At 68.0% G+C, this 21781-nt stretch carries 19 protein-coding genes; 10 read left to right on the top strand and 9 right to left on the bottom strand.

All coding sequences use genetic code 11. The features are described 5' to 3' along the window. Positions 1–29: 29 nt before the first annotated feature. The 3 genes from VKP62_04585 to ychF all read left to right on the top strand — a co-directional run bounded on the left by VKP62_04585 (position 30) and on the right by ychF (position 3662). On the top strand, positions 30–713 hold the full coding sequence (locus VKP62_04585) for a TrkA family potassium uptake protein (protein ID MEB3196461.1): 684 nt from the start codon (positions 30–32) through the stop codon (positions 711–713). Positions 714–721: 8 nt separating this feature from the next. After that, positions 722–2461 (top strand): DNA polymerase, encoded by a 1740-nt coding sequence (locus VKP62_04580; protein ID MEB3196460.1) that lies wholly within the window; start codon positions 722–724, stop codon positions 2459–2461. A 100-nt stretch (positions 2462–2561) separates the two neighbouring features. Beyond that, entirely contained in the window at positions 2562–3662 is a 1101-nt protein-coding gene (ychF, locus tag VKP62_04575; GenBank protein MEB3196459.1) for a redox-regulated ATPase YchF, read from the top strand. Between the two features lie 57 nt (positions 3663–3719). On the opposite strand, the gene VKP62_04570 is transcribed toward ychF, so the two are convergent. Both VKP62_04570 and VKP62_04565 read right to left on the bottom strand, forming a co-directional pair. Continuing rightward, positions 3720–4169, bottom strand: coding sequence for a hypothetical protein (locus VKP62_04570; protein MEB3196458.1), 450 nt, complete (start codon positions 4167–4169; stop codon positions 3720–3722). Beyond that, a complete protein-coding gene (locus VKP62_04565; protein ID MEB3196457.1) occupies positions 4154–4489 on the bottom strand; it encodes a nucleotidyltransferase domain-containing protein in 336 nt (111 codons plus the stop codon). The genes VKP62_04570 and VKP62_04565 overlap by 16 nt, the downstream gene beginning before the upstream one ends. Before the next feature lie 400 nt (positions 4490–4889). Between VKP62_04565 and VKP62_04560 the strand changes: the two genes are divergently transcribed. The 4 genes from VKP62_04560 to VKP62_04545 all read left to right on the top strand — a co-directional run bounded on the left by VKP62_04560 (position 4890) and on the right by VKP62_04545 (position 7005). Further along, positions 4890–5231 (top strand): hypothetical protein, encoded by a 342-nt coding sequence (locus tag VKP62_04560; GenBank protein MEB3196456.1) that lies wholly within the window; start codon positions 4890–4892, stop codon positions 5229–5231. Between the two features lie 148 nt (positions 5232–5379). Continuing rightward, positions 5380–5622, top strand: coding sequence for a DUF4160 domain-containing protein (locus VKP62_04555; protein ID MEB3196455.1), 243 nt, complete (start codon positions 5380–5382; stop codon positions 5620–5622). Next, the gene (locus VKP62_04550; GenBank protein MEB3196454.1) at positions 5615–6064 is read left to right on the top strand and encodes a DUF2442 domain-containing protein; all 450 of its coding nucleotides are present in this window, start codon (positions 5615–5617) and stop codon (positions 6062–6064) included. The genes VKP62_04555 and VKP62_04550 overlap by 8 nt, the downstream gene beginning before the upstream one ends. 170 nt (positions 6065–6234) lie before the next feature. Continuing rightward, positions 6235–7005, top strand: a complete 771-nt coding sequence (locus tag VKP62_04545) for a hypothetical protein (GenBank protein ID MEB3196453.1) — start codon at positions 6235–6237, stop codon at positions 7003–7005. A gap of 7 nt (positions 7006–7012) precedes the next feature. Here VKP62_04545 and VKP62_04540 read toward each other — a convergent pair whose 3' ends face one another. The 3 genes from VKP62_04540 to VKP62_04530 form a co-directional block, all read right to left on the bottom strand. Further along, the gene (locus VKP62_04540; GenBank protein ID MEB3196452.1) at positions 7013–9853 is read right to left on the bottom strand and encodes a hypothetical protein; all 2841 of its coding nucleotides are present in this window, start codon (positions 9851–9853) and stop codon (positions 7013–7015) included. Between the two features lie 239 nt (positions 9854–10092). Then, complete coding sequence (locus VKP62_04535) at positions 10093–11118, bottom strand: hypothetical protein (protein MEB3196451.1); 1026 nt, start codon at positions 11116–11118, stop codon at positions 10093–10095. Between the two features lie 302 nt (positions 11119–11420). Further along, the gene (locus tag VKP62_04530; protein MEB3196450.1) at positions 11421–13007 is read right to left on the bottom strand and encodes an NAD(P)/FAD-dependent oxidoreductase; all 1587 of its coding nucleotides are present in this window, start codon (positions 13005–13007) and stop codon (positions 11421–11423) included. Positions 13008–13289: 282 nt separating this feature from the next. Between VKP62_04530 and VKP62_04525 the strand changes: the two genes are divergently transcribed. Next, a complete protein-coding gene (locus tag VKP62_04525) occupies positions 13290–13901 on the top strand; it encodes a LysM peptidoglycan-binding domain-containing protein (protein MEB3196449.1) in 612 nt (203 codons plus the stop codon). Positions 13902–14073: 172 nt separating this feature from the next. Here the strand turns inward: VKP62_04525 and VKP62_04520 are convergent, their stop codons facing one another. After that, positions 14074–14778 carry a hypothetical protein gene (locus tag VKP62_04520; GenBank protein ID MEB3196448.1) on the bottom strand — a complete coding sequence of 235 codons (705 nt, stop codon included), beginning with the start codon at positions 14776–14778 and terminating at the stop codon, positions 14074–14076. Between the two features lie 282 nt (positions 14779–15060). Here VKP62_04520 and VKP62_04515 point away from each other — a divergent pair, with 282 nt between their 5' ends. Then, on the top strand, positions 15061–15207 hold the full coding sequence (locus VKP62_04515; GenBank protein ID MEB3196447.1) for a hypothetical protein: 147 nt from the start codon (positions 15061–15063) through the stop codon (positions 15205–15207). A 127-nt stretch (positions 15208–15334) separates the two neighbouring features. Here VKP62_04515 and VKP62_04510 read toward each other — a convergent pair whose 3' ends face one another. Then, positions 15335–17389 (bottom strand): glycoside hydrolase family 57 protein, encoded by a 2055-nt coding sequence (locus VKP62_04510; protein MEB3196446.1) that lies wholly within the window; start codon positions 17387–17389, stop codon positions 15335–15337. A gap of 243 nt (positions 17390–17632) precedes the next feature. On the opposite strand from VKP62_04510, the gene VKP62_04505 reads away from it, so the two are divergent. After that, complete coding sequence (locus VKP62_04505; protein ID MEB3196445.1) at positions 17633–19771, top strand: S9 family peptidase; 2139 nt, start codon at positions 17633–17635, stop codon at positions 19769–19771. 42 nt (positions 19772–19813) lie between these two features. Here the strand turns inward: VKP62_04505 and VKP62_04500 are convergent, their stop codons facing one another. Both VKP62_04500 and VKP62_04495 read right to left on the bottom strand, forming a co-directional pair. Continuing rightward, a complete protein-coding gene (locus VKP62_04500) occupies positions 19814–20755 on the bottom strand; it encodes a hypothetical protein (GenBank protein MEB3196444.1) in 942 nt (313 codons plus the stop codon). A gap of 144 nt (positions 20756–20899) precedes the next feature. Next, the gene (locus tag VKP62_04495) at positions 20900–21715 is read right to left on the bottom strand and encodes a DUF3047 domain-containing protein (GenBank protein MEB3196443.1); all 816 of its coding nucleotides are present in this window, start codon (positions 21713–21715) and stop codon (positions 20900–20902) included. Positions 21716–21781 lie beyond the last annotated feature (66 nt).

Here is a 21781-nt window from a genome sequence, read left to right as displayed (position 1 = left end):
CGGTGCAGCTGCCGACATGAGGTAGCCGCGTGTACATCGTGATTGCGGGGGGCGGCCTGATGGGGCTTTCGCTGGCCGAAGCGCTGGTGGCCCATCGGCACGACGTGCTGGTGATCGACCCGGAACCCGCCGTGACGGAGTATGCCCACACGGAGATCGGGGCGATGGTGCATACCGGCTCGGCCACCGACCCGCGCGTGCTGGAAGCGGTGGGCATGCGGCGAGCCGACATCGCCGTGGCGGTCATGCGCAACGATGCCCTGAACCTGGCCTTCATCTTGCTGGCCAAGAGTTTCGGCGTGCCCCGCCGCCTGGTACGCATGCGCGAGAAGGACTTCGAGGAAGCCTATCGCCTGGCCGGCGCCACCACGATCGTGTCCTCGGTCAAACCGCTGATCGACCAGATGATGGTCAACATCGAATATCCCGACATCCGCTCGCTGATGCGCTTCAACAAGGGCAACATTGACGTCTTCGAGGTGACGGTGCCGCCCCAGGCCGACGTGGCGGGCCTGACGGTCGAGGCGATCGCCCGCCTGCCCGATTTCCCGCCCACCTGCAACTTCGTGGCGGTAGAGAATGCCTACGGCACGCTGGAAATCGCGCGCGGCACGACGGAGGTACCAGGCGGCTCGACCGCGATCCTGCTCGCGATGGAGGTCGACCTGGATGCGGTGATCCGACTGCTGACTCGACCACGCGGCGGAGCCTGACACGCCTCATGCAGCCGACTTCTCCCACCCTGATCGGCCCGGCGGACCTGGCAGGCCTGGCGGAGCGACTGCAGGCGGCCGAGGCGATCGGGGTGGACACCGAGACGACGGCCTTGAATCCGCTGGATGGCCGCCTGCGGCTGCTGTCGCTGGCCCTGCCGGAGGAGACCTTCCTGCTCGATCTCGACGCGATCCCCGAGTTAGGGCCGCTGCGGGAGGTGTTCGGCGCCCCGCGCCCGATCAAGGTCTTTCACCACGCCAAGTTCGACCTGCGCTGGTTGCTGCATCACCACGGGCTGCGGGTGCAAAGCGTCTTCGACACCATGCTGGCCAGCCAGCTGTTGCACGAGACGGACCAGCACGGCCTCGCACCGGTGGTGCGCCACTACCTCAGGCGCGTGCTCGACAAGCAAGAACAGCGCAGTGACTGGAGCGGCGCGCTGACGCCGGCCCAGCTGGCCTACGCGGCGACCGATGCGGCGGTGTTGCTGCCCCTGCGGGCGGCGCTGCGCCCGCGACTGATCGACGCGGGGCTGGCCCGCATCGCCCTGATCGAGTTTGCGGTGGCCGGCGTGGTGGCCGAGATGGAGAACACCGGCGTGTTGCTGGATGTCCCGGCCTGGACGCGGCTCTGGCAGGCCGCCGAAACGCGCTTCCGGACGGTGGAAGCGGAGCTGCAGCAGGAACTGGCCGGCACGCGCGTGCAGCTGGCGCTCATGCCGGATCTCGCCCCGGCCCTGAACCTGCACTCCAGCTCGCAGCTGAAACAGGCGCTGTCGCGGCTGGGTCTCACCCTCACCGATACCCACGAAGCGGCCCTGCAGGCGATCGCCCACCAGCACCCGGTGGTCCCCAAGATCCTGGCCTGGCGCCAGCTTCAAAAGGCCGTCTCGGCCTATGGAGACGGTCTGCTGCAGCATGTGCACCCCAAAACCGGGCGGATCCACGCCCACTTCCAGCAGCTGTTCGCCAGCACGGGGCGCTTCAGTTGCTCGCAGCCCAACTTGCAGAACATTCCGGCCGACCCGGACCACCGCGCCTGCTTCACCGCCCCGCCCGGCTGCAAGCTGGTGGTGGCCGACTACTCCCAAATTGAACTGCGCATCCTGGCCGAACTCAGTGGCGATGCGGCCTTCCGCCGGGCCTTCGAGCAGGAACTGGACCTGCATCGCATGACCGCCTCCGAGATGTTCTGGGTGCCCTATGAGGCCGTCACCCCCGCCCAGCGACAGGCCGCCAAGGGCATCAACTTCGGGCTGATCTACGGCCGCGGCGCCAACAGCCTGGCCGCGGAACTGGGTGTCACGGTCGAGCGCGCGCGGGAGCTGATCCAGCGCTACTTCGAGACCTACCGCGGGGTGGATGCCTGGCTCAAGGCCACCGCCCACACCGCCATCGCCGATCGCGAGCTGCGCTCGCTCGGGGGCCGGCGGGCCCGCTTCCAGTTCGACGAACACGACCGCGCGGCCGTGGCCGCCGCCGAACGCGCCGGCAAGAACTTCCCGATCCAGGCCACCAACAGCGACATCCTCAAGCAGGCCATGGTCCAGCTGCCGGCCGCCCTGGCACCGCTAGGGGCGCGCCTGGTCAACTGCGTGCACGACGAACTGGTGGTGGAAGCCCCGGCCGAGGCGGCCGAAGCGACGGCTGAAGCCGTGCGGAACGTGATGGTGACGGCGGCTCGGAGCTTCCTGCAGGCCACGCCGGTGCGGGTCGACACCCAGATCGGGGATGCCTGGCTCAAGTGAGCGGTGCTACAATGCGGGTCGCCGCGCCGGGGCGCGGCATTCGCCTCGTCGGACCCGCCCGTGGGTCCCAGCCCCCACCAGGAAGGATCACCACCGCCCCATGCTGCGCGCCGGAATCGTCGGATTGCCCAATGTCGGCAAGTCCACCCTCTTCAACGCCATCACCGCCGCCGGTGCCCAGGCCGCCAACTTTCCGTTCTGCACGATCGACCCCAACGTGGGCGTGGTCGAGGTCCCCGATGAGCGCCTCGGCGTGCTGGCGAAGCTCTCCAAGACGCTGAAAATCATCCCCACGGCCATCGAATTCGTGGACATCGCGGGCCTCGTGCGCGGTGCCTCGAAGGGCGAGGGCCTCGGCAACAAGTTCCTGGCGCACATCCGCGAGGTGGACGCGATCGTCCACGTGGTGCGCTGCTTCGAAGACGACGACATCACCCACGTCGAGGGCAGCGTGAACCCGGTGCGCGACATCGAGACGATCAACCTGGAGCTGGCGATGGCCGACCTCTCGACCGTCGAGAAACGCATGGAGCGCCTGCAGCGGGAGATTCGCGCCAACAACAAGGAGGCGATCGCCGAGAACGCCTTCCTGGAGCGCCTCAAAGAGATTCTCGAAGGCGGCGTGCCCCTCAACTTCGTGATCAAGCCGTCGGCCGAGGAAAAGGCCTGGCTGCAGCCCCTGAACCTGCTCACGGACAAGCCCGTCATCTTCGCGGCCAACGTGGCCGAGAACGACCTTGCGACAGCCGACGACCTGGAGCTGGTCAAGCAGGTGAAGGCCTACGCCGCCGAACACGGGCAGGTGGTGGCGACCATCTCGGCCCAGATCGAGGCCGAGCTGCGCGAGCTCGGCCCCGAAGAGGCGCAGGCCTACCTGGCCGACCTCGGCGTCACCGAGGGCGGCCTCGGCCGGCTCGTGCGCGCCACCTACGCGGCGCTCAACCTCATCACCTACTTCACGGCCGGCGAGAAGGAGGTCCACGCCTGGACCATCACGCGCGGCACCAAGGCCCCGCAGGCCGCCGGCGTGATCCACACCGATTTCGAGAAGGGCTTCATCCGCGCCGAGACGATCGGCTACGACGATCTCGTGACCTCAGGCTCCAAGGTGGGCGCGAAGGAGAAGGGGCTCGTGCGGCTGGAGGGCAAGGAGTACGTGGTGCTGGATGGGGACGTGATGGAGTTCCGGTTCAACGTCTGAGTCTCCCACCGCCCCGCGCCACACCCCAGAGCCATTTCCCAAGGGTGTGGAACGGCCTCAACTCGACGAGAGTCGTTCCTCGATCCGGGCCACGATCGCCTTGAGCTCCACGTATCCCCGCAGCGCCAGCGCAAGGGTCTCGAGGCGCACGTCGCCTTCCTCGGGGTAATCGTACGTCAGGGTGTTGCGAACCTCGCGCAGCCGGTCCCACACTTCGACGCTCTCGAGGACCCGGAGTTGCTCGAGGCGGTGCAAGATGTCCAGCATCGTGACGTCGTCCGACTCCAGCTCGCGCCAGTGACGGAGCACCAACCGGAAGAACTTGCGGCCCACCTTGTCCTGGATTTTCAGGAAGTTGAACAGGAAGCTGTTGACGATGCGCTGGTGGCTGTAGTCGGCCAGCCACGACGCTTCTATGGGCTGGGATGTCAGCAGGGCGTGGTCGAGGTCCGCGCACTCCATCATCCGATGGATGGCGCCCAGCGTGGACTTCAGCGCGTCGGACACAGGAGAATGCCTTGTTGCAGGGCCGCTTGCTCGATCGGACGAGCCGGGTCGCTGGCGATCACGAGGTCCACTTTCTGCTCGCCGATTCTGCGCTTCAGCCTGGCGAGGAAGGTCACGCGCTTCTCCATCAAGGCGTCGCGCGCGGCGGGCTGGGCATACAGGTCGATGTCCCCCCCCTTCCGGGTGTCGTCCGTGCGGCTGCCGAAAAGCAGCACCCGCCCCTCCCCGAACACCTCGTGAAAGGTGGTGACGATGGCTTGTTGTTGCTGTTCGTTCAAGCGCACAGCGCTACCCACAATCAGGGGGCGCGCACGCGGCAAGCCCCATCTGTCCAGATTATACCCGGCCAGGCGGCGTGGGCCAGCTTCCGGGCTAGCGGCGAGCCTGCACGAGCAAATCCCCACGCTGGAGGCGGCGCATGGCCTGTCCGCCGGGTTGATGGCGCTGGAAGCCCCCTGCGGGTTGGGGATCCGGTACACGGACCCACCCTCTTCCGCTGTACCCGCGCGGCGGGAGGGCCCGGTGGACGCACCACGCCATCGCGCCCGCAGTTCGACAGGACGTGGAGGACGCGCAGCGAGTCAGTCATCCAGGCACTTCGGTCGCTAGAAATCCCTTAAACATTCCTTGACCTTTTATTCAGCGAAGGTTTACTGAAAAGAGGGATGGCCCGCGGATACTTCAGGTGTTCCCCACCGTCTAATGCTGAGGTAGCCCCCCATGCCGCTCGCGCCGCTCTCCCCCGTTCGCCTGCTCGCCCCGCTGAGCCGCCCTCAGGCTGCCTCCCCCGCCTCCGCGCCCCCGGCTCCGGTGGTCACAAAGCCGCAGCTGGCCGCCGTGCAGGCACCTCGGCCGGACTGGACGGCCGGTCGCATCGCGAAGACCGCCGGCGTGGGGGTCGGCGGTTTCGTCGGTGGAGGGGCGGCGACGATGGTTGCGGACCTGTTCTTTCACTTGGGCAACAACGGTGGCACCGCCTGGCCAGGTGGCATCTACCTGATGGTGGCGGGCCTCGCGGCGGCGGGCGCGATGGCCCTGTACGCCCGCGCCGGCGCCAAGTAGGCAGCAAGCCGCCGGCCTCCCGCATGTTCACGGGCCGTACGTCATTCAAAACGCCTGAAACGTCCATCAGATAGTCATCCCTGGCTCTTCTGGCACGATATGAAAGGGGAGGTCTTGCAAAACCCAAGCGATTAGATTAAGGTGGTCCATGCCAGAGATATTCAGGGAGCAGGGGTTCCGCTTCTTCGTCTTCCCGAACGACCATGGGCCGCCCCACGTCCACGTCGTGAAGGATGGATTTGCGGTCGTGCTGATGCTCGGAGGCACCAGCACCCAGCCGAGGGTGCTGCGGAACGCACGGATGCCGGACCATTGGGCCCGGCAGGCCTTGAAAATCCTGGGACGGCGACAAGACGAGGCCCTGCGGGCCTGGGAGGCCATCCATGACTGAAAAGCAAGCCCAGGCCGCGACGCCAAGCGCCGCCCTGACGAGCAGCAGCGGATCGCTGCGTTACCCATTGGAGACGCCCGCAGCCCGCACCGCCCGCTTCGACCCTGTGGCCTCGCGCATCGAGATCGAGCTGACGGATGGGCGCCTCTATGCCTTTCCCGCCCACTGGGGCCAGGGGCTCGTGGACGCCTCGGCCGAGGATCTCGCCGACATCGAGGTGCTGCCCGAGGGTTTTGCCCTTCACTGGCCGCGCCTCAATGCCAGCCTTGCCGTGGCGCCCCTGCTCGAGGGTCACTATGGCTCGCGCAGCTGGACGGCGCAGCTGATGGGGCAAGTCGGCGGCCGCGCCCGCTCCGAGGCCAAAGCCGCGGCAGCCCGCCTCAACGGACGCAAGGGCGGTCGGCCGCGCAAGGCGAGCCCTCAGGACTCCCCTGAAGGCTAAGGGCTTCCTGCGCCAGGTGGCGACTGAATTAGGCAGCGGCGGCGCGCGGCAACGGGGACCCCGCGCGGTCAAGCGTGGCCCGCCCGCAGGCATCAGCGGACGGGCTCACCCGTGAGGCAGCGGGCAGAGCCGGGTATGGGACCCGCGCCCGGTGAAACGAGGAGGAGCGCATGGGGTCTTACAAACAATGGGGGCGAACCCTCGGCCTGGCAGGCCTGATGGTGGTCACGTCGATCCCCCTGAGCCCTCCGGCGGTGCTGGCAGCCCTCGCGTCCGCTCCGGCGGCTGAGAGGTGGGCCCCCTTCCGCAGCCCGCTGCAGCGCTACAGCGTGGCGCGACCGGCCTACCCCGAGCCTGGCGTGGTGGTTGGGCCGAGGCCTGTCTCGTGGCGCCCGCCGCTGGCCGCCGCGGCCCTCGCGTCCAGCGTCTTTCCCCCCCTCGAAGCCCCGCGCTTCAGCCTGCGCGGCACCCTCGGGCTGGGCCTGGGCTTGGGGCTGAACATGGGCACGTTTTTGGTCGGAACCCTTTCCACGCAACTCGTTCCAGGGATGAATTCGCTGGCCTTGGCACCGCTCACGTTCCCCGTGCACATGGCCGGATTCGGGATTGGCTATGGGGTGGCCGGAGACTGGGGCAGAGGCTTCGCCGTGGGGCTGTTCGGCGCAGGGCTGGTCACCCTGGCCCCGCTCGTGGGCTATGCTGCTGGGACATTGGTGCCGCGGGTTCCGGACCCGCCCGGACTCTTCGCTGATACGGAACCGCACCATGGTCGCCCATACGGGACGAATGCGTTCATGGTGGCGCACGCCCTGATGACCGCCTACACCGCCTGGGACACCTACCTGACGGCTCTGCGGGTGGAACGGGAGGCCGAGGCCCAGCCCTACGGCCTGAGGCCCCCGCTCGCCCCCGGGCAGGAAGCTCCCCCTGCCCATCCCTAGAGCGGCGTCACTCTCGCGCAGCGGGCAGGATATGGACGAGGTTGCTGCCCGTGTCGGCGATCGCCAGGCGTCCGTCGCGAAAGCATGCGACTCCCGTTGGCAACACGAGGTCAGCCTCGCCCCCTGAGGTTGCGAGGAAGCGACCACCGGGTCCTGCCACCGTGGTGATCGTGCCCGCAGGAGAGATGCGGCGCACGCGGGCGGGCACGTTGGGAAGCAGGTTCGGATCAAACGGGAGCTTGCCATCCAGCACGGGCAACCAGGAACCCAGGTTGTGCATCCCTGCCTCTGTGACAAAGAGATTGCCCGCCTGATCACACGCCAGCCCGGTGGGAATCCCCAGCTTCACGGTGCGGGCATCCGCTCCCTCCTCCATCGCCGTCGCTGACGACTGCGCATCACGGGAGAAAAGCGAGCTGACGTGCAGCCCTGCCACGTGCTCCACGACAGGGCTGGACGTGTCGTGGCCGCGGACCCGGTAGATCTGGTTCGCCACCGCATCGGACACATACAGCGCCCCGTCTGGGGCCATTGCCAGGCCAAGGGGGAAGATCAGCTTGATCGTCGCAGCGTCCAGCGCAGGCGGAGCGAACAGCAGCCCTGCCCAGCTGGCCCCATCTGCCACGTCTTGGACCGCCCCGAGCACCGCCCTGAAGCGTGGGGGCACCTCCCCCGTATCCAGCCGCTGCACCTGTCTGGCCCGGGTTTCGCCCCAGATGGGCCCACCTCGCGGTCCGACCGTGAGCATCATCGCCCCGTCCAGCCTCAACTTCTCGACGCTGGCCCCGTAAGGAATGGTGATGGGCGCTGCTCGCTCGGCCAACGGGGCGGCGGTGTGAATCGTCCCGTCCGAATCCACGCGGCGCAGCACGCCATTGCCCGCGTCCAAGATCCACAGGCGATCGCCCTGCCAGGCGATGCCCCTGGGCTCGTTCAGACGCGCCTGCCTGGCAGGCCCCCCATCGCCGGCGTTGCCCTTCAGGCTGCCGGCGAAGGGCGCCAAATTTGTGCCGTCGAAGACGCGCACGGTGTGGCGGCCGAGTTCCGAGATGTACAGGCTTTGCTGGCTATCCACCGCGAGGCCACCGGGACCATTGATGGCGAACGCCTGGCCGTCCCCCGCCTGGAAGACGGCGCGAGTGCCCGCCACCAGCCGAGGAGGGCCACTGGGCGGCAGCAGCCCCACCAGGTTGCCGTCCGCGCTTGCGGCGTAGAGGTTGCCCTCGCCGTCGAAAGCCAGCGCCCGGGGATCTTCGAGCCCCAGCGCGCGGAGGGCCTCCCCCTCAGGCAAGGGCGTCCTCGTCCCGTCAGCCCCCAGCACAAAGACCCCGGCGTCGCGGTTCTGACTCACGACCAGGCGCCCATCCGACGCGAGGGCCAGGGCCGGTGATTCGCCCGCCTCAAACGCCTCTCCGACAGGCTCGAACGTCCCCTGGCGCAGGCGGCTGACCTGGCCTCTGTCCGCACGCCCGTGCAGCACCCACACCGCACCGTCCGGCGCCGCAGCGAGGCGCAGAACCTGCCCGTCCCGCCACGCGGGGTCCTGAAAGGCCTCGACGGCCCCGTCGGCTCGAACAGCCAGCACGCGGGGCGGCTTGGGGTCCTTCGGGGCTCTGCCGGCCCCGTGCCCTTCGCCCACCCACAGCGTCCCATCCGGGCCAAGGGCGAGGGCCCGCGGGACGACCCCCATGGTGAGCGGGGCCGCCACGGGGCCCTGTACGGCCTCACCGGAGCCAAGAAACGGGGTAGGGAGCTGGCCAGGCGCTGACTTGAAGACCCGGAAGGAATTGTCCTGGGTGAAGTAAATCGTGCCGTCGGCTGCCTCCGCGAGGTCGAGCATGCCGGGGTGGTTGGTCTTCACCGTGCCGAAGGTTCGGTCGAGCACGGCCTGCAGCGTCCCGTCACGACCGAGGCGCCGAATGCGCCCGGCGTACCTCTCATTGATGAGCAAACCCTCGCGGCCCACGTACAGGGCGGCGGCGCCGTTGATCGGCACCTCGGTGGCGGGGCGCCCCGCGCCAAGCCTGGCCTGGCCGAGCAGCAAGGCCCTGACGTCCTCAGCGACCTTGTCGAGACTGGGCACGCGTTGGCGAAGCTTGGCCGTGATGGCGTTGAGGGTCGCATCGTCGTGCAAGAAGGCCCCGTTGGCAAACGCGCGGATGGCGTCGAGCTGCCCGTTGAGACGGTCGCTCTCGCTCCTCGGAAGCTTGTCGAGGGTGGCCTGCTCGCCTTTCGCGAGGCCGAGAACATAGGCGGCACCCAGGGAGCTTGCGGTGGTGAGGTCGAGATTGACTTGCGCTGAAGCCTCCCGGGTCACGATCGCCCGAAGTTCCCCACCGTTCCAGAGCACCACGCGTGCAACGAGGTTGCCGGGCGGCAGGACGGCCTCGAGGCGGTAAGTCGCGTCGGGCCCCGAGACGGCTTGCAGGGGGCGGCCTGTCTCGTCAACCAGGGCGCGACCAGCGGCGTCGAGCAACTCCACGCGGGCGTCAGCAAGACCGTAGACAGCAAGGCCGTCGGCGCCGCGCAGGCCGTAGAATTTCGTCTTGCCGAGAATGTTGCCGCCATTGTTGGAGACCAACGCTCCCCCATTGTTGCTGATGACGCCTGTGCCTCGATCGCTGATGATGCTGCCGCCCCGGTCACTGATGAGGCCGCCACCCCGGTCGCTGATGAGGGGAGCGCCCGGATTGGCGATGAGTTTGACCGTGCCTAGCAGGCGCGTGGGCGTGCCGCGACGAGCCGCATCCATGTCGGAGCCCGGTAAGGAACTGGGGCTGGCCCGCTTGCCCAGGGGGGGACGCTCTCCGGATGGCCCAACAGGACCAACGGACTGGCAGCTGAACATCAGCAAGGTCAAAAGCCAAGCAGCGGGAAGGTGTCTGCGCACAGGCTGTGCTGTGCCCGATTGCTTAGGTGAGTAACTCACTCGTCGGCTCCCCCCGGTTCACGGGCGTATGTCGTCCACTCCGATAGATACCACGTCACAGGAAATCGACGACTGAACCCGGTGGCAAGTGGTCGATTGCGAGTCGAATCAGCGGGCGACCTGCAGGGAAATCAGGGCGTGATTCCTGTAGCCCTCGGTTATCGATTCGGAGCGGAAGCTGAGTTGAAGTCGAAAGCCCGGTTGGCCCAGAGCCTCGCTGCTTCCTTCTGAGGGTCCCCGACCCGTCCGGGACCGTCGCTTCTTTGCTTGGCGGCGTCATTGGCTGTCTTCCCCGCGATATCAGCCGCGCCATTCGAGCCCGTGATGCCTTTGGCGGCAGCGGACACCACCCCGACCACGAACGCGTGGTACCAGGGGCCCATCTTGTCGCGGTAATTACCGTCATCCTTCGTGTGCGGGTCACGAATGTTGACCAGGCGCTGACTGATCGCGTTGTTTCGCGCGGCGTCCGTCTGCGGGTGGCCACTTTCGGTGGCTGCCACCTCCTTCACCAGATTGTGAGCCGTCAGGCGCGCATCGAAAGCATCCCCGTGATTGATTTCGAGGGACTTCCGATAGATGTCGGTGGGAGTCAGCTTGGCGGTGGCGGGCTGGCTCAATACCCAGTCGCCCAGTTCAGCCACCTGCGTCCGGACCCGCTCAGCGAAGTGGTTCTTGTCCTTGCTGGGTGGCGTACCGGCCGGCGTACCGTCCGCCAAGGCAGCGGGAGCGCGGGATTCACTCACGAACTGGTGCAGTTCCTTCCATCGCTCACCCAGATCCTCTGCGGTGAAGGAATTGCTCGTTTCGTGCTGCAGAGCGACATCACGGAAGCGAGACGTCTCAGACTCCAGCACGGCAGACTTCGGGCCCTGATCTGGCGCGGGCTTGACGAAGCGATCAACAGCCGGAGCCAGCCATTTCGAGGCCGCTTCCGCGACGGGCACGGCGGCCTTGAGAACGCCTCCCAGCAGACGGTTGCCAGCAAGAGTGAGCTTGGACCGGCTGGCTTCGGAAGTCCTCCCGGAGAGGGCCAGCTGGTCTGCCTCCCGTGGCTTGGTGCTGCCTTGAACGGGGGAAGGTTGGCGGTCACGGCGGTCGGGTGAAGTGGTCCGCGAGGCGTCGGCTGACTTGGCATCAGGTCTGGCTTGGCTTCGCACGGTGGGCTTGGCTTCCGGGATCATTGACGCCCTCTCTCTCAATCAGGCCCACTCGCACCCTCCGACCCACTGCCGTCGGGCTCGGACTCCAAAAGGCTATGGATTCGGTGCCTCCCCCGCTTGCCCCACTTAACAGATCGGAAATTCTCCCTAAGCCAATGTTCAGCCTGAACTTAACCAAGCATAACCTGACGGCGACAGGCCAACGAACACGGACGTGCAGCGCGACGAACGAGGCGCCGAGGGCAACGCGGGAGTCAAACTGGCCCTGAACAAGCCCCTACTCAGGAGCGGCGAGCCACTGAGCAGCGAGCGGCAACCACCGCTCACTCGCCCGGCTGGGCGCTGCGCTCCTCGTGGTAGTCCTCTTCGGTGTTGATATCCCAGATGGCCGCCACGTCGCGCGTTCCGGAGACGATCTGGTCGACGGCCGTCATGGCCGTGAGCATCGAATGGTCCTGGTTGTTGTAGCGGTGCATGCCGTTACGACCGACCAGCCAGAGATTGGTGAAGCCGTCGAGGTAGGCGCGAACCTCGCCGAAGCGCTCGTACGCACCGAAATAGCCCGGATAGGCCTTGGGCTGACGGATCACGCAGGCGTCGCGCACGCTGCCCGGCCTGATCAGGCCAATCCGGACCAGTTCCTGCTCAGCCAGCGCCTGCAGCGCCGCCTCGTCCAGTTCCCACAGGGCATCGCCCTCGTTGGCGAAATACTCCAGCCCCAGCCAGACCGTGTCCGGATTCGCGACCATCCAGGGGCTCCAGTTGTTGAAAATCTGCAAGCGGCCCAGCTGCACGTCCGGCTCCTGGATGTAGATCCAGTTGTCGCGAATCGGGCGAGGACCGTCCGGTCCTGGCTCGCTGACGGCCAGGCGATCCACCAGCAGGCCGACCGTCAGGAAGTCGCGGTACTCCAGACCGTCGCTGATCGCGCGAATGGAGGCCGGAGCCGGGGGTTGCAGCGCCTGCACGAGCTCCCGCACCGGCATGCTCGAAACCAGTTCCTGTGGCGCCCAGTGGCGCCGTTCGCCGGTTTCGCGGTGAAGCGCCGTGAGGCCCGTGATGCGGTGTTCGGCGTGCTGCACCTCCACCACCTGCCAGCCCGTCAGCACCTGCCCGCCCGCCGCCTGAACGCGCCGGGCCGTCTCCTCCCACATCTGCCCGGGCCCGAACTTGGGGTAGAGGAACTGCTCGATCAAGGAGGTCTCGACCGCCTTGCCACGCGCTGAGCGGCCCAGCAGCTTGGCCAGGAAGTGGGCGATCGCCCGCGTCACCGACAGCCCCTTGATGCGCTGCGCACCCCACTCCGCGCTGATCTCGCGACAAGCGCGCCCCCAGACCTTCTCGGTGTAGGCCTTGAAGAAGGTGTGGTACAGTTCGCGCCCGAAGCGGTTGATAAAAAACGCCTCGAGGTGCGTTTCCGGACGGATCGGGAACAGCACGCTGCGCACGTAGCTCAGGCCGATGCGCACGGTGCGCACGGGGCCCAGCTTGCCCAGCGTGGCCGGGTCGAGCTGGATGGGATACGGAAAGAATTGCCGCAGAAAGTAGATGCGGCTCTGGCGAGCCCGCAGCAGCATGACCGCGTCCGTAGTGGCCGGATCGAGGCCCTCCCCCGAAATGGTCAGTTCCCGGGTCTGCTGGTGGTAGGTGAGCGGCGTGGTGCCGGGCTCCGTGGCCTGCAGGGGAAGCTTGTCGAGCCACCAGGCCATGACCCGATCCGACTTGGAGAAAAAGCGGTGGCCCCCGATGTCGATGCGGTTGCCGTGATGCTCGACCGTGCGCGAAATTCCGCCCATCGCCTCGGTCTGCTCCAGCACGACGGGCGTGAAGTCGCTGCGGGTGACCAGTTCGTAGGCGGCTGTCAGCCCCGCGGGACCGGCACCGATGATGAGGGCTTGGCGAGCAGGCAAGGGCCGTGAGGGGGGAAGAGGGCGCGTCGACGCTCCAATCTATCATTCCAGCGGCCTCATCAGCCAATGCTTGATGGCGAGCTTGCACATCATCGTCTGAGGCTTTGGCCGTGACTTCACCTGCTTTTCAATAAAATTCACCCAAGGGATAACCATTAGTTAACCTTTGGGCACGCAAGCGCGGGCCTCCGACACCGGACAAGATCGCATCCAGGTTGAGCGCGGTGCTCCCAAAACCCTTTCCCCTCGGCCTTTATAGCCGTCACGATACGAGGCCCTCGCATGCTGAAATCCCTTCCCGCTGGTCTTGCCCCCGCCAAGCCCGCCCCCTCGGCCCGCCCTTACACGGTTCGCTCGGGGGATTCGCTCTGGGCGATCGCCGAGCGCGAACTGGGCGACCCGCTGCGCTGGAAAGCCATTCAGGCCGGCAACCGCGGCCGTTATCCGGGCCTGGTCCAGCATCCGGAGCGGATCCTGCCGGGCTGGCAACTGGCCCTACCCACGGCGCAGAAACCCGCGCCGCGCACCCACACCGTGCGTCCAGGCGACACCTTGACCGACATCGCCGTGGAGAAACTGGGGCGTTACAGCCGCTGGCGCGAGATCGTGACGGCCAACCAGGCGCGCTACCCCAGCCTGGCCACGCGCCCTCAGCTTCTGCTGCCGGGCTGGGTGCTGACCTTGCCGGCCGCCGAGGGCCGCCCCCCCGTGGCGCCCGTGCGTCGTCACACGGTACGTCCGGGTGACACCCTGACGGAAATCGCGGTCGAGAAGCTGGGCCGCTACAGCCGCTGGCGCGAGATCGTGACGGCTAACCAGGACCGCTACCCTAGCCTCATGAAGCAGCCCGGCACCCTGATGCCCGGCTGGGTGCTCGACCTGCCGGTGCGCTGAAGCCGATTCAACGGCCATCTCGACGCCATCAGGCCTCTCCTCGCCCCCGGCACGTGTGTCGGGGGCGCCTCCGTGCATCGTGGTCGTCAGGCGAATCCCGCCACACCGTCGCCCACAACAAAAAGCCGCGGCAGGTGTTCATCACACCGGCCGCGGCGAAACGTCCAGAGACTCAGCGGGCGAGCTGACGCAGGCGGGCCAGGCTACCGGTTTCCGTGACGGCCTGGTTGAGCGCCGCCGCCACCTCGGGCGCCGTGGCGGTGCCCGCCAGCAAGAAACCGGTCAGCGAGGCCGGACGCGGCCGGCTGATCCAGCGCTCGACCCACTTGCGCACGATCGGCGCGAGCAGCTGGGCGAGCAGCGGACCGACCTTGGGCACCAGCCCGGTTGCGGCCAGCACCATGGCGGAGACGACGGCCGCCGCGCATTCCTTGCGGTTGAAGGCTTCCCCGCGATGGGCCAGCCAGTAGGTGACGAAGGCCTGTGCGCCTCCGAGCAGCATGCGCGCCGTCAAGGCGATCAGGATGCCGGCCACATCGTCCGTCAGGCCAGGTGTCTGGGCGACGGGCAGGCTCAGGCTCACGCCTTCACTGCGGAAGACCACCTCGCCGGTGCGGGCGGTGGCACTCAGGTCGAACACGGCGGGGCGATCGTCCGGGATCTGCGCATTGACGACCTGGCCCATCACGCTCACGCGGGTCCAGCCGGCCAGTTGCAGGCGGCTGGCCAGCATTTCGGCGTCGAGCCGCAGGGGCGTCTGCTGCGACAAGACCACGGGCGCTTGCGCCGCGCGTGAGAGCGCACCCGGCTGCGCGGGGGTGCCGCAACCGGCCAGCAGCAGGCTCAGGCTCAGAGCGATCGAAAGGGGCAACTTCATCAGCTTCACTCTCCTGCCTGGACCCCATTGTCCGGGCGATCACGGGACAAAACTCCGCTTCCACACTAACAGTCTTAACTTTTTACCGCCCCATATTTAACCATTAATTAACCACGAATCCCTGGAGCACGCATCGCTGCTCCTGCGACGAGCGTCACAAGTGCATCCGTCACAAAACATAGATTTATTGGAAATTTGACTTCAGCCCGTCGCCAAGCCTCCCGATAGATTCATCACGGGCCCGGCGCAAGCGCCACTCCAAGACCCGCAAGGAGGCTCACGATGCACATTCTGCGCGACACCATGCTGGTGCTTCTGGCGTCGACGATCGCAGCCTGCAGCGTGCCGATGCTGACGACCAATCCGTTCGAACACCTGGGCATCCAGAAGGCGGCCATCACCTTCCCCGGGCCCCCCGACGTTCGCTGAGCGCGCCGGTCGAACCGACCGTTTTTCGATCCCTTCTGCGCGTCCCCCCCTTCGCGCAGAAGACGCAAAGCCCCACCGCCCCCCGGTGGGGCTTCGCGTTGGAAAAGAACCCCGGAGACGCGATGGGTCAGTGGGGCGCCGACAGCACCAGAGGGTTTTCCGGCAAGCGCTGCCCCCGACAGAAGACCTGCACCGTGGTGGTGGCCGGCACGAGGGCGAACGGCACCGCCAGTTCGACCACGTCGACGCCGGCCGCGATGCGCAGGCCCGAAGGCAAGGTGGTCACGCCCGCAGGTCCCCCGAGGTCCAGCGTCGGCAGGGGGTCCAGCCGCATGCCGGTGCCGGTCCGCGGGCCGCTAAACTGCACCGCCAGGTAACGCTGGCGCGCATCATGCCCGTGGTAGAGGGTGGCCAGCGGGCGATCGGCCTGCATCACCTGCCCGGTGGCGTGGACGCTCTGGGCGGACGCCCACTCACCGGGGGCCAGCACGCCATCCAGCTGCGGTTGAATCGGGGTGGTCAGGGCCGGACGGCTCGCGCCGCCATCGAAGGGGCGGGCCAGCGCGGCCGGCGGGGTCTGGCCGATCTGCCGGTAGGCCGTGGCCAGCAGGTTGCGATAGGCTGCATCGAATTCGTGATCCCGCCCGGAATCCTGGTCCTTGCCGTACCACCAGAACCAATCGCTGCCCTCGGCGGCATGAAGCGTGCGCAGCGCGGCCTGGACCCGCGCATCCTGGTCGCCCACGCGGGCCGCGAAATGCGCGACCGCCTCGCGCACGGCCAGCAAGGCCTCCCAGGCCTGGTTTTCATCCGGCTCGCCGATCCAGGTGGCATAGCTGGCATTGATCCACGAGCCCGCCCACAAGCGCGACAGCGGCCGGGGCGCGTGCGCGGCCAGATAGGCCGACGGCGTGACGGTCTGCAAGCCTGGCGTGCTGGTCAGGCCCCGGTACAGCGCCCGCAGGAAGGCCTTGCCGTCATCCGGATACCATTCCCAGGCATTCTCACCATCCAGAATCACCGGAATCAGCGGTGAGCGACCCGCGTGGGCTGAGGCGATCGCCCGCACCTGCGCCAGAAAATCGGCGGCAGCGGCCTCCCCGCTCATGCGGTTGTAGCGAAAGCCGATGTCATCCGACAGACGCCGATCGCGAAACAGCACGGCCGGCCCCTTGCCGACGCGGTAGGCGTGATAGAGGTCTCCGCGTGCAGCGCCCTGCAAGTCGCGCCCGAGCGAGCGCGCCAGCACCTCCTCGTCCGTCGCGATCCACTGGATGCCGGCCTGCTGGAAGATCGGCAAGACGGACTGCGAGACGGAGCCCTCGCCCGGCCACATGCCGCGGGGCGGACGGCCGAAGCGACGCTGGTAGTCGGCCGTGGCCGCTTGCACGTGAAAGAGCGCATCCTGCGGGAAACGGAACGGCCGCGCCGGCAGGCTCGCGCCGGGCATGGCCTCGCGCGCCAGGGCGCCATCGGCCACCAGCGGCAAGATCGGGTGAAAATAGGGTGTGGTGGTCACCTCGACCTGGCCGGCCGCCTGGGCCTCGCGGTGCAGCCGCACCACGTCCGCCATCAGGCGCCGGTGCAGGGCCAGCAGGGCCGAGATGTCGTCGCCCGTATAGCCCGCGCCCTTGGCGGCGATCGCCTGATAGGGGGGCGCTTTCAGGAATTCCTCATCGGTCCAGGCCAGATGGAACAGGGCCGCCGCGTCGCGCCAATCCTGCGGCGACATGGCCTGCCAGTCCTTGGTTTTCAAGGCCGCCAGGCGCGGCCAGCGCGCCAGCATCGGGTCTGACACCTGAAAGAACCGATCGCGGGCCTCGCGACGCAGCGCATCGGGCCAGCTGGCCGGGTCGCGCGCGGCGAGTTCGGCGTGGCGGTCGGTGGCGCCGGCGGCATAGGCATCGAGCTGTTCCAGCAACACCGGTGTGAGGTTGAAGGTGACCCGCAGGCGGGGGAATTCGCGCACCAGCAGGAGCATATCGGCGTAATCCTTGGCCGCGTGCAGGCGCACCCAGGGTTGCTCGAACACCTGGGTCCCGGGCCGCATCGGATAGCGTGGCTGGTGCTGGTGCCAGATCAAGGCCAGCTGAGCTGGTGCCGGGGGTGGTGCGGACTGCGCCGGTGCGGCCAACAGCAGCGCCAGCAGGGCCGCCCCCGCTCCCATCCTCGCCTCGCGCATCGCGCCATCCTCCCGCTTCAACATCCGCCGCCTGCGCCGGCTTGTCTGCCAGGCGCCCGTCAACAGGCTAACCGGCCGGCCCTCGTCTGTCGACAGGCCCCCGGGAGGAACCGTGGCGCCGTGCTGGCCAGCCCCACCAGCGCAGGGTACGATCGGGCCAGCCCGTTGGGTGGGAGCGCGCGCTTCCGTCAGACGGGCCTGGGCAAGGCGCCACGGGAGGTAGACGTGACAGGGCTGATTCGAATGGGATGGCGTGCCATCGGCGCGCTGGTCGTCGCCCTTGCGGGCATCGCCCCAGCGCGGATCGCCCAGGCGGCCCCGACCCCGGAGACGGCCGAACCACCGCGCGCCGAGGAGCGTCCGTACCTGGTGCGCAGCCCGCACGGCGATCGCCCCGACCCCTATTACTGGTTGCGCGACGACCAGCGGCGCGAGCCGGCCGTGCTGGCCCACCTGGCCGCCGAGAATCGCTACTATGACCAGCAAACGGCGCCTTACCGCCCGCTGGTGCAGCAGATCGAACAGGAACTGGTGGGACGGCTCAAGCAGGACGACCAGAGCGTACCGGCCGCCAAGGGCGCCTGGCTCTACTACCGGCGCTTCGAAACGGGCCAGCAATACCCGGTCTATGCCCGCAAGCCCCGCCACGGCGGGCGCGAGCAGGTCCTGCTGGACGTCAATGCGCTGGCCCGCGGCAAGGCCTTCTATCAGCTTTCCAACCAGGAACTGAGCCCGGACGGTCGCTGGCTGGCCTACGCCGCCGACACGACGGGGCGCCGCGAGCACACCATCCGCATCCGCGACCTGCGCAGCGGGCGCGACCTCCCGGACACCCTGGTGGGGGTGGAGGCCTCGCTGGCCTGGGGCAGCGGCGGCCGCCTGTTCTACATCGCCAAGGACCGTCAGACCCTGCTCGGCAACACCCTGAAACGCCACACGCTGGGCCAGCCCGTGTCACGCGATCCGGTGCTGTACCGGGAAAAGGACCCCAGTTTCTACATGGGCGTGGGCAACAGCCAGGACGACAGCCACATCGTGCTGGGTCTGAGCAGCACGGTGTCCAGCGAAATGCGCGTGCTGCCGGTCGGCGATCGCCAGGAACGCTTTCGCCTGCTGGCGCCCCGGGCCCGCGACGTGCAGTACGAGGCCGAGCACCAGGGGCGGCGCTGGGTGATCAAGACCGACTGGCAAGCGCCCAACTTCCGCCTGATGACGGTGGACGACCAGCAGATCGGCGATCGCGCCCGCTGGCAGCCCTTGCTGGCACACGACCCCAAGGTCTTCCTCGATTCCTTCGCGGTCTTCAAACACCACCTGGTGCTGAACGAACGCAGCGACGCGTTGGAGCGCGTGCGCATCATGCCCTGGCGCAACCTGAGCCAGGCCCGCTACATCGATGGCGGTGAGCCGGTGTACGTGGCTCATACCGACACGAACCTCGAACAGGACACGCCCTGGCTCCGCTACGCCTATTCGTCGCTCACCACGCCGGATTCCACCTACGAGATCCACATGGACACCGGCGAAACGCGGCTGCGCAAGCGTCGGCCGGTGCTGGGCGGATTCCGCCAGGAAAACTACCGCACCGAGCGCGTCTGGGTCACGGCCCGCGACGGCGCACGCGTGCCCGTGAGCCTGCTCTATCGCAAGGATTTCCAGCGCAACGGCCAGGCCCCGCTTTACCAGTACGCCTACGGGGCCTATGGCGCCTCGATCAGCCCGGACTTCAACTCCACCCTGTTCTCGCTGGTCGATCGGGGCTTCGTCTACGCGATCGCCCACGTGCGCGGCGGCCAGGAAATGGGGCGGGCCTGGTATGACGCGGGGCGCGTGCAGAACAAGCGCAACACCTTCACCGACTTCATCGACGTGACGGACCAGCTGGTGCGCGACGGCTATGCCGCGCGCGACAAGGTCTTCGCCTCCGGGGAAAGCGCCGGCGGACTGCTGATGGGGGCGATCGCCAACATGGCCCCCGATCGCTACCGCGGCCTCATCGCCCACGTGCCCTTCGTGGATGCCGTGACGACGATGCTGGACCACTCGATCCCGCTCACGACCAATGAGTTCGACGAGTGGGGCAACCCGCAGGAGAAGGCCGCTTACGACTACATCCTGAGCTATTCCCCGTATGACCAGGTCAAGCGCCAGGCGTACCCGGCCATGCTGGTCACCACCGGCCTGAACGACTCGCAGGTGCAATATTTCGAGCCGGCCAAGTGGGTGGCCAAACTGCGCACCCACAAGACCGACGCGAACCCGTTGCTGTTCCGCATCAACATGGAGGCGGGCCACGGGGGCCGCTCGGGCCGCTTCGCCCAACTGGCAGAGCTGGCGGAGGATTACGCCTTCATGCTGACCCGGCTGGAAGGCGCAAAATGAAGGGTGACCCGGGGGCGCGTTGGCCCCCGGGCGGCCCCGTGCTCAGCGCGCCTGCGCCACCATATCGGGCGATGCGCACGCATCCAGAGGCCCCTTGATGCAGACCAGGCGCCGCGGATCGGCGTTCAGCACCTCGTTGGCGATCGCCACCCGTCGGATCGTGCCCTGAAACTGACCGGAACCGACCGCCTTGACGCAGGCCTCGACCCGCCAGGGCACGGTCGGCCCGACCTGACCGCGGGTCTCGAAAAACCCGCTCCCAGCAACGACCAGACAGCCCCCGCGCCGCACCAGCGTCCCGACCGTGCCGTAGAATCCGCCAGGCACCGACAGGTAGCCCAGTTCCAGCCGCCCGAAGGCGGCATCCTTGCCCTTGCAGAGCGGCACGGCCGAGAGCCCCAAGGTGTAGCTGGGCGCACTGGCCGGCTGGGCCCCCACCAGAAACAGGTTGCCACTGGCCACGAGGCCAGGCCAGGGAGACTTACAGCGGGGCTGGCCCGGCTTGGGCGGCAGCATCGCGGCCTCCAGGGCACGTGGCGCGGTGGCCGTCTCCCCCTCGGCCACGCTGGTATAAGCGAACCACTCGGCCGGGTAGCCGCTGCCCTCCTCGGGCCACGCCACCACCACGGGCGGCTCCTCCGTGTCGGGCTTGGGGGGCTCCGTCCCTGCCGCAGCACCGGTGTCCGTGCTGTCGGAGGAGCCGCTGCCGCTCCCCTCGTCGCCCTCTACCGATGAACCGGAATCCGTGGGATCCTCGGGCTTCACGTCAGCGGACCCCGAAGGCAGCGCCTCCGGCACGGTCCCGTCGGGGACCCGCGTCGCCTCCGGAGAGGCCGGCGCCTCGTCGGGCATCGGAGTGGCCGTCGGCGCCTCCGAGGCCATCAGCACCGACAGGCGCGTGGTGGGTGGGACGGCACCGCCGGTTCCGCACGCGGCCAACGTGGCCACCAGCAGCATGGCGGCCCCCATTCGGGTGGTTTGCATGGTCACTTGCCTCCTGCCTTGAAACGGGCGTGTGGACGCCTCGTCTGGCCACCATAGGGCAAGCGGAGGACGCCGACCTCAGCGAAGCCGACGAAGTCACCCCACACCGATCAGGCGAGGGTCCGTGATCGCATCGCCCCACGCTCAGCGGCGCGGCGCAGCGTAAATGGCGCTGTACCAGGCGGTGGCGGCCACCTTGGTCTGGTCGGTGTCGGTCAGGATCGCGATCGCCGTGACCGGGCCGGGCGGCGGTCGCTTGTGGCAGGCCCGGTAGTCGGCCTCCAGATCCCGCCGCTCGGTCTGCCACTCGCCGGCGCCCTGGCTGCCGCTGCGCAGCGTGATCACGCCGATCTGGCCGGTGTAGGGCGACGGCCCGATCTGCCCGGCCCGCCGGCCCTGTCCCCAGACGTAGCCTACCCCCGTGGCGGTGAACAGGTCCGCGCGCGTGCGCAGGCCCCACAGGAAATAGACGCGCGCCGCGCAATCGTCGCGCTCCTTGCTGGTCTCATCGCCGCCCACCAGCGGCGCGGCGATGCGCCAGCGCCAGGAAACGATCGGCTCGCGCTGGGCATCGTGCGTGATCTGCTTCAGCAGCATCGAGGCGGCGCCCTGACTGTCGACCCGCACCACGGGGCCCTCCGCCGTATCCAGGCGGGTGTAGCGGTTTTTGGGATCCCAGGGCAGGTGCGTGGTGTTCTCCCAGCTGGCCCAGGCCGCCGCCGAAAAATCGCCCAGCAGGCGCGGCAGCTGCGCCGTGGCGGCTCGCTCACCCGGCAGCCGAGAGGGGCCCGGCAGCGAGGAGGCCCAGCTCCCGGCCGCCTGTCCCCAAGCCAGCAGGGCCAGGCCCGTGCCCAGAACGCCCGGCGCAAACCACGCTTCGCTGGCGCGGCGAGCCTCGCGGCTCGCCCACGTCAGGAAGGCGCCACGCCCCAGCGACACCGACAGCCATTGTCGTGTCATGCGGGTGCCCTCCGCTCTGTTCCTCTTATTCCCTCGATTTCGCCGGTTCGAACCGGTCTGATCAAG

The organism is Candidatus Sericytochromatia bacterium (assembly GCA_035285325.1).
Classification (GTDB): domain Bacteria; phylum Cyanobacteriota; class Sericytochromatia; order S15B-MN24; family JAQBPE01; genus JAYKJB01.
Note: the sequence above shows the minus strand (reverse complement) of the source record. Positions and strands in the feature narration are given on the sequence as shown.

Coding starts and splice junctions, on each gene's coding strand:
- VKP62_04580 (MEB3196460.1), top strand. CDS start 722: ATGCAGCCGACTTCTCCCACCCTGATCGGCCCGGCGGACCTGGCAGGC.
- ychF (MEB3196459.1), top strand. CDS start 2,562: ATGCTGCGCGCCGGAATCGTCGGATTGCCCAATGTCGGCAAGTCCACC.
- VKP62_04560 (MEB3196456.1), top strand. CDS start 4,890: ATGCCGCTCGCGCCGCTCTCCCCCGTTCGCCTGCTCGCCCCGCTGAGC.
- VKP62_04555 (MEB3196455.1), top strand. CDS start 5,380: ATGCCAGAGATATTCAGGGAGCAGGGGTTCCGCTTCTTCGTCTTCCCG.
- VKP62_04550 (MEB3196454.1), top strand. CDS start 5,615: ATGACTGAAAAGCAAGCCCAGGCCGCGACGCCAAGCGCCGCCCTGACG.
- VKP62_04545 (MEB3196453.1), top strand. CDS start 6,235: ATGGGGTCTTACAAACAATGGGGGCGAACCCTCGGCCTGGCAGGCCTG.
- VKP62_04540 (MEB3196452.1), bottom strand. CDS start 9,853: ATGTTCAGCTGCCAGTCCGTTGGTCCTGTTGGGCCATCCGGAGAGCGT.
- VKP62_04535 (MEB3196451.1), bottom strand. CDS start 11,118: ATGATCCCGGAAGCCAAGCCCACCGTGCGAAGCCAAGCCAGACCTGAT.
- VKP62_04525 (MEB3196449.1), top strand. CDS start 13,290: ATGCTGAAATCCCTTCCCGCTGGTCTTGCCCCCGCCAAGCCCGCCCCC.
- VKP62_04520 (MEB3196448.1), bottom strand. CDS start 14,778: ATGAAGTTGCCCCTTTCGATCGCTCTGAGCCTGAGCCTGCTGCTGGCC.
- VKP62_04515 (MEB3196447.1), top strand. CDS start 15,061: ATGCACATTCTGCGCGACACCATGCTGGTGCTTCTGGCGTCGACGATC.
- VKP62_04510 (MEB3196446.1), bottom strand. CDS start 17,389: ATGCGCGAGGCGAGGATGGGAGCGGGGGCGGCCCTGCTGGCGCTGCTG.
- VKP62_04505 (MEB3196445.1), top strand. CDS start 17,633: ATGGGATGGCGTGCCATCGGCGCGCTGGTCGTCGCCCTTGCGGGCATC.
- VKP62_04500 (MEB3196444.1), bottom strand. CDS start 20,755: ATGCAAACCACCCGAATGGGGGCCGCCATGCTGCTGGTGGCCACGTTG.
- VKP62_04495 (MEB3196443.1), bottom strand. CDS start 21,715: ATGACACGACAATGGCTGTCGGTGTCGCTGGGGCGTGGCGCCTTCCTG.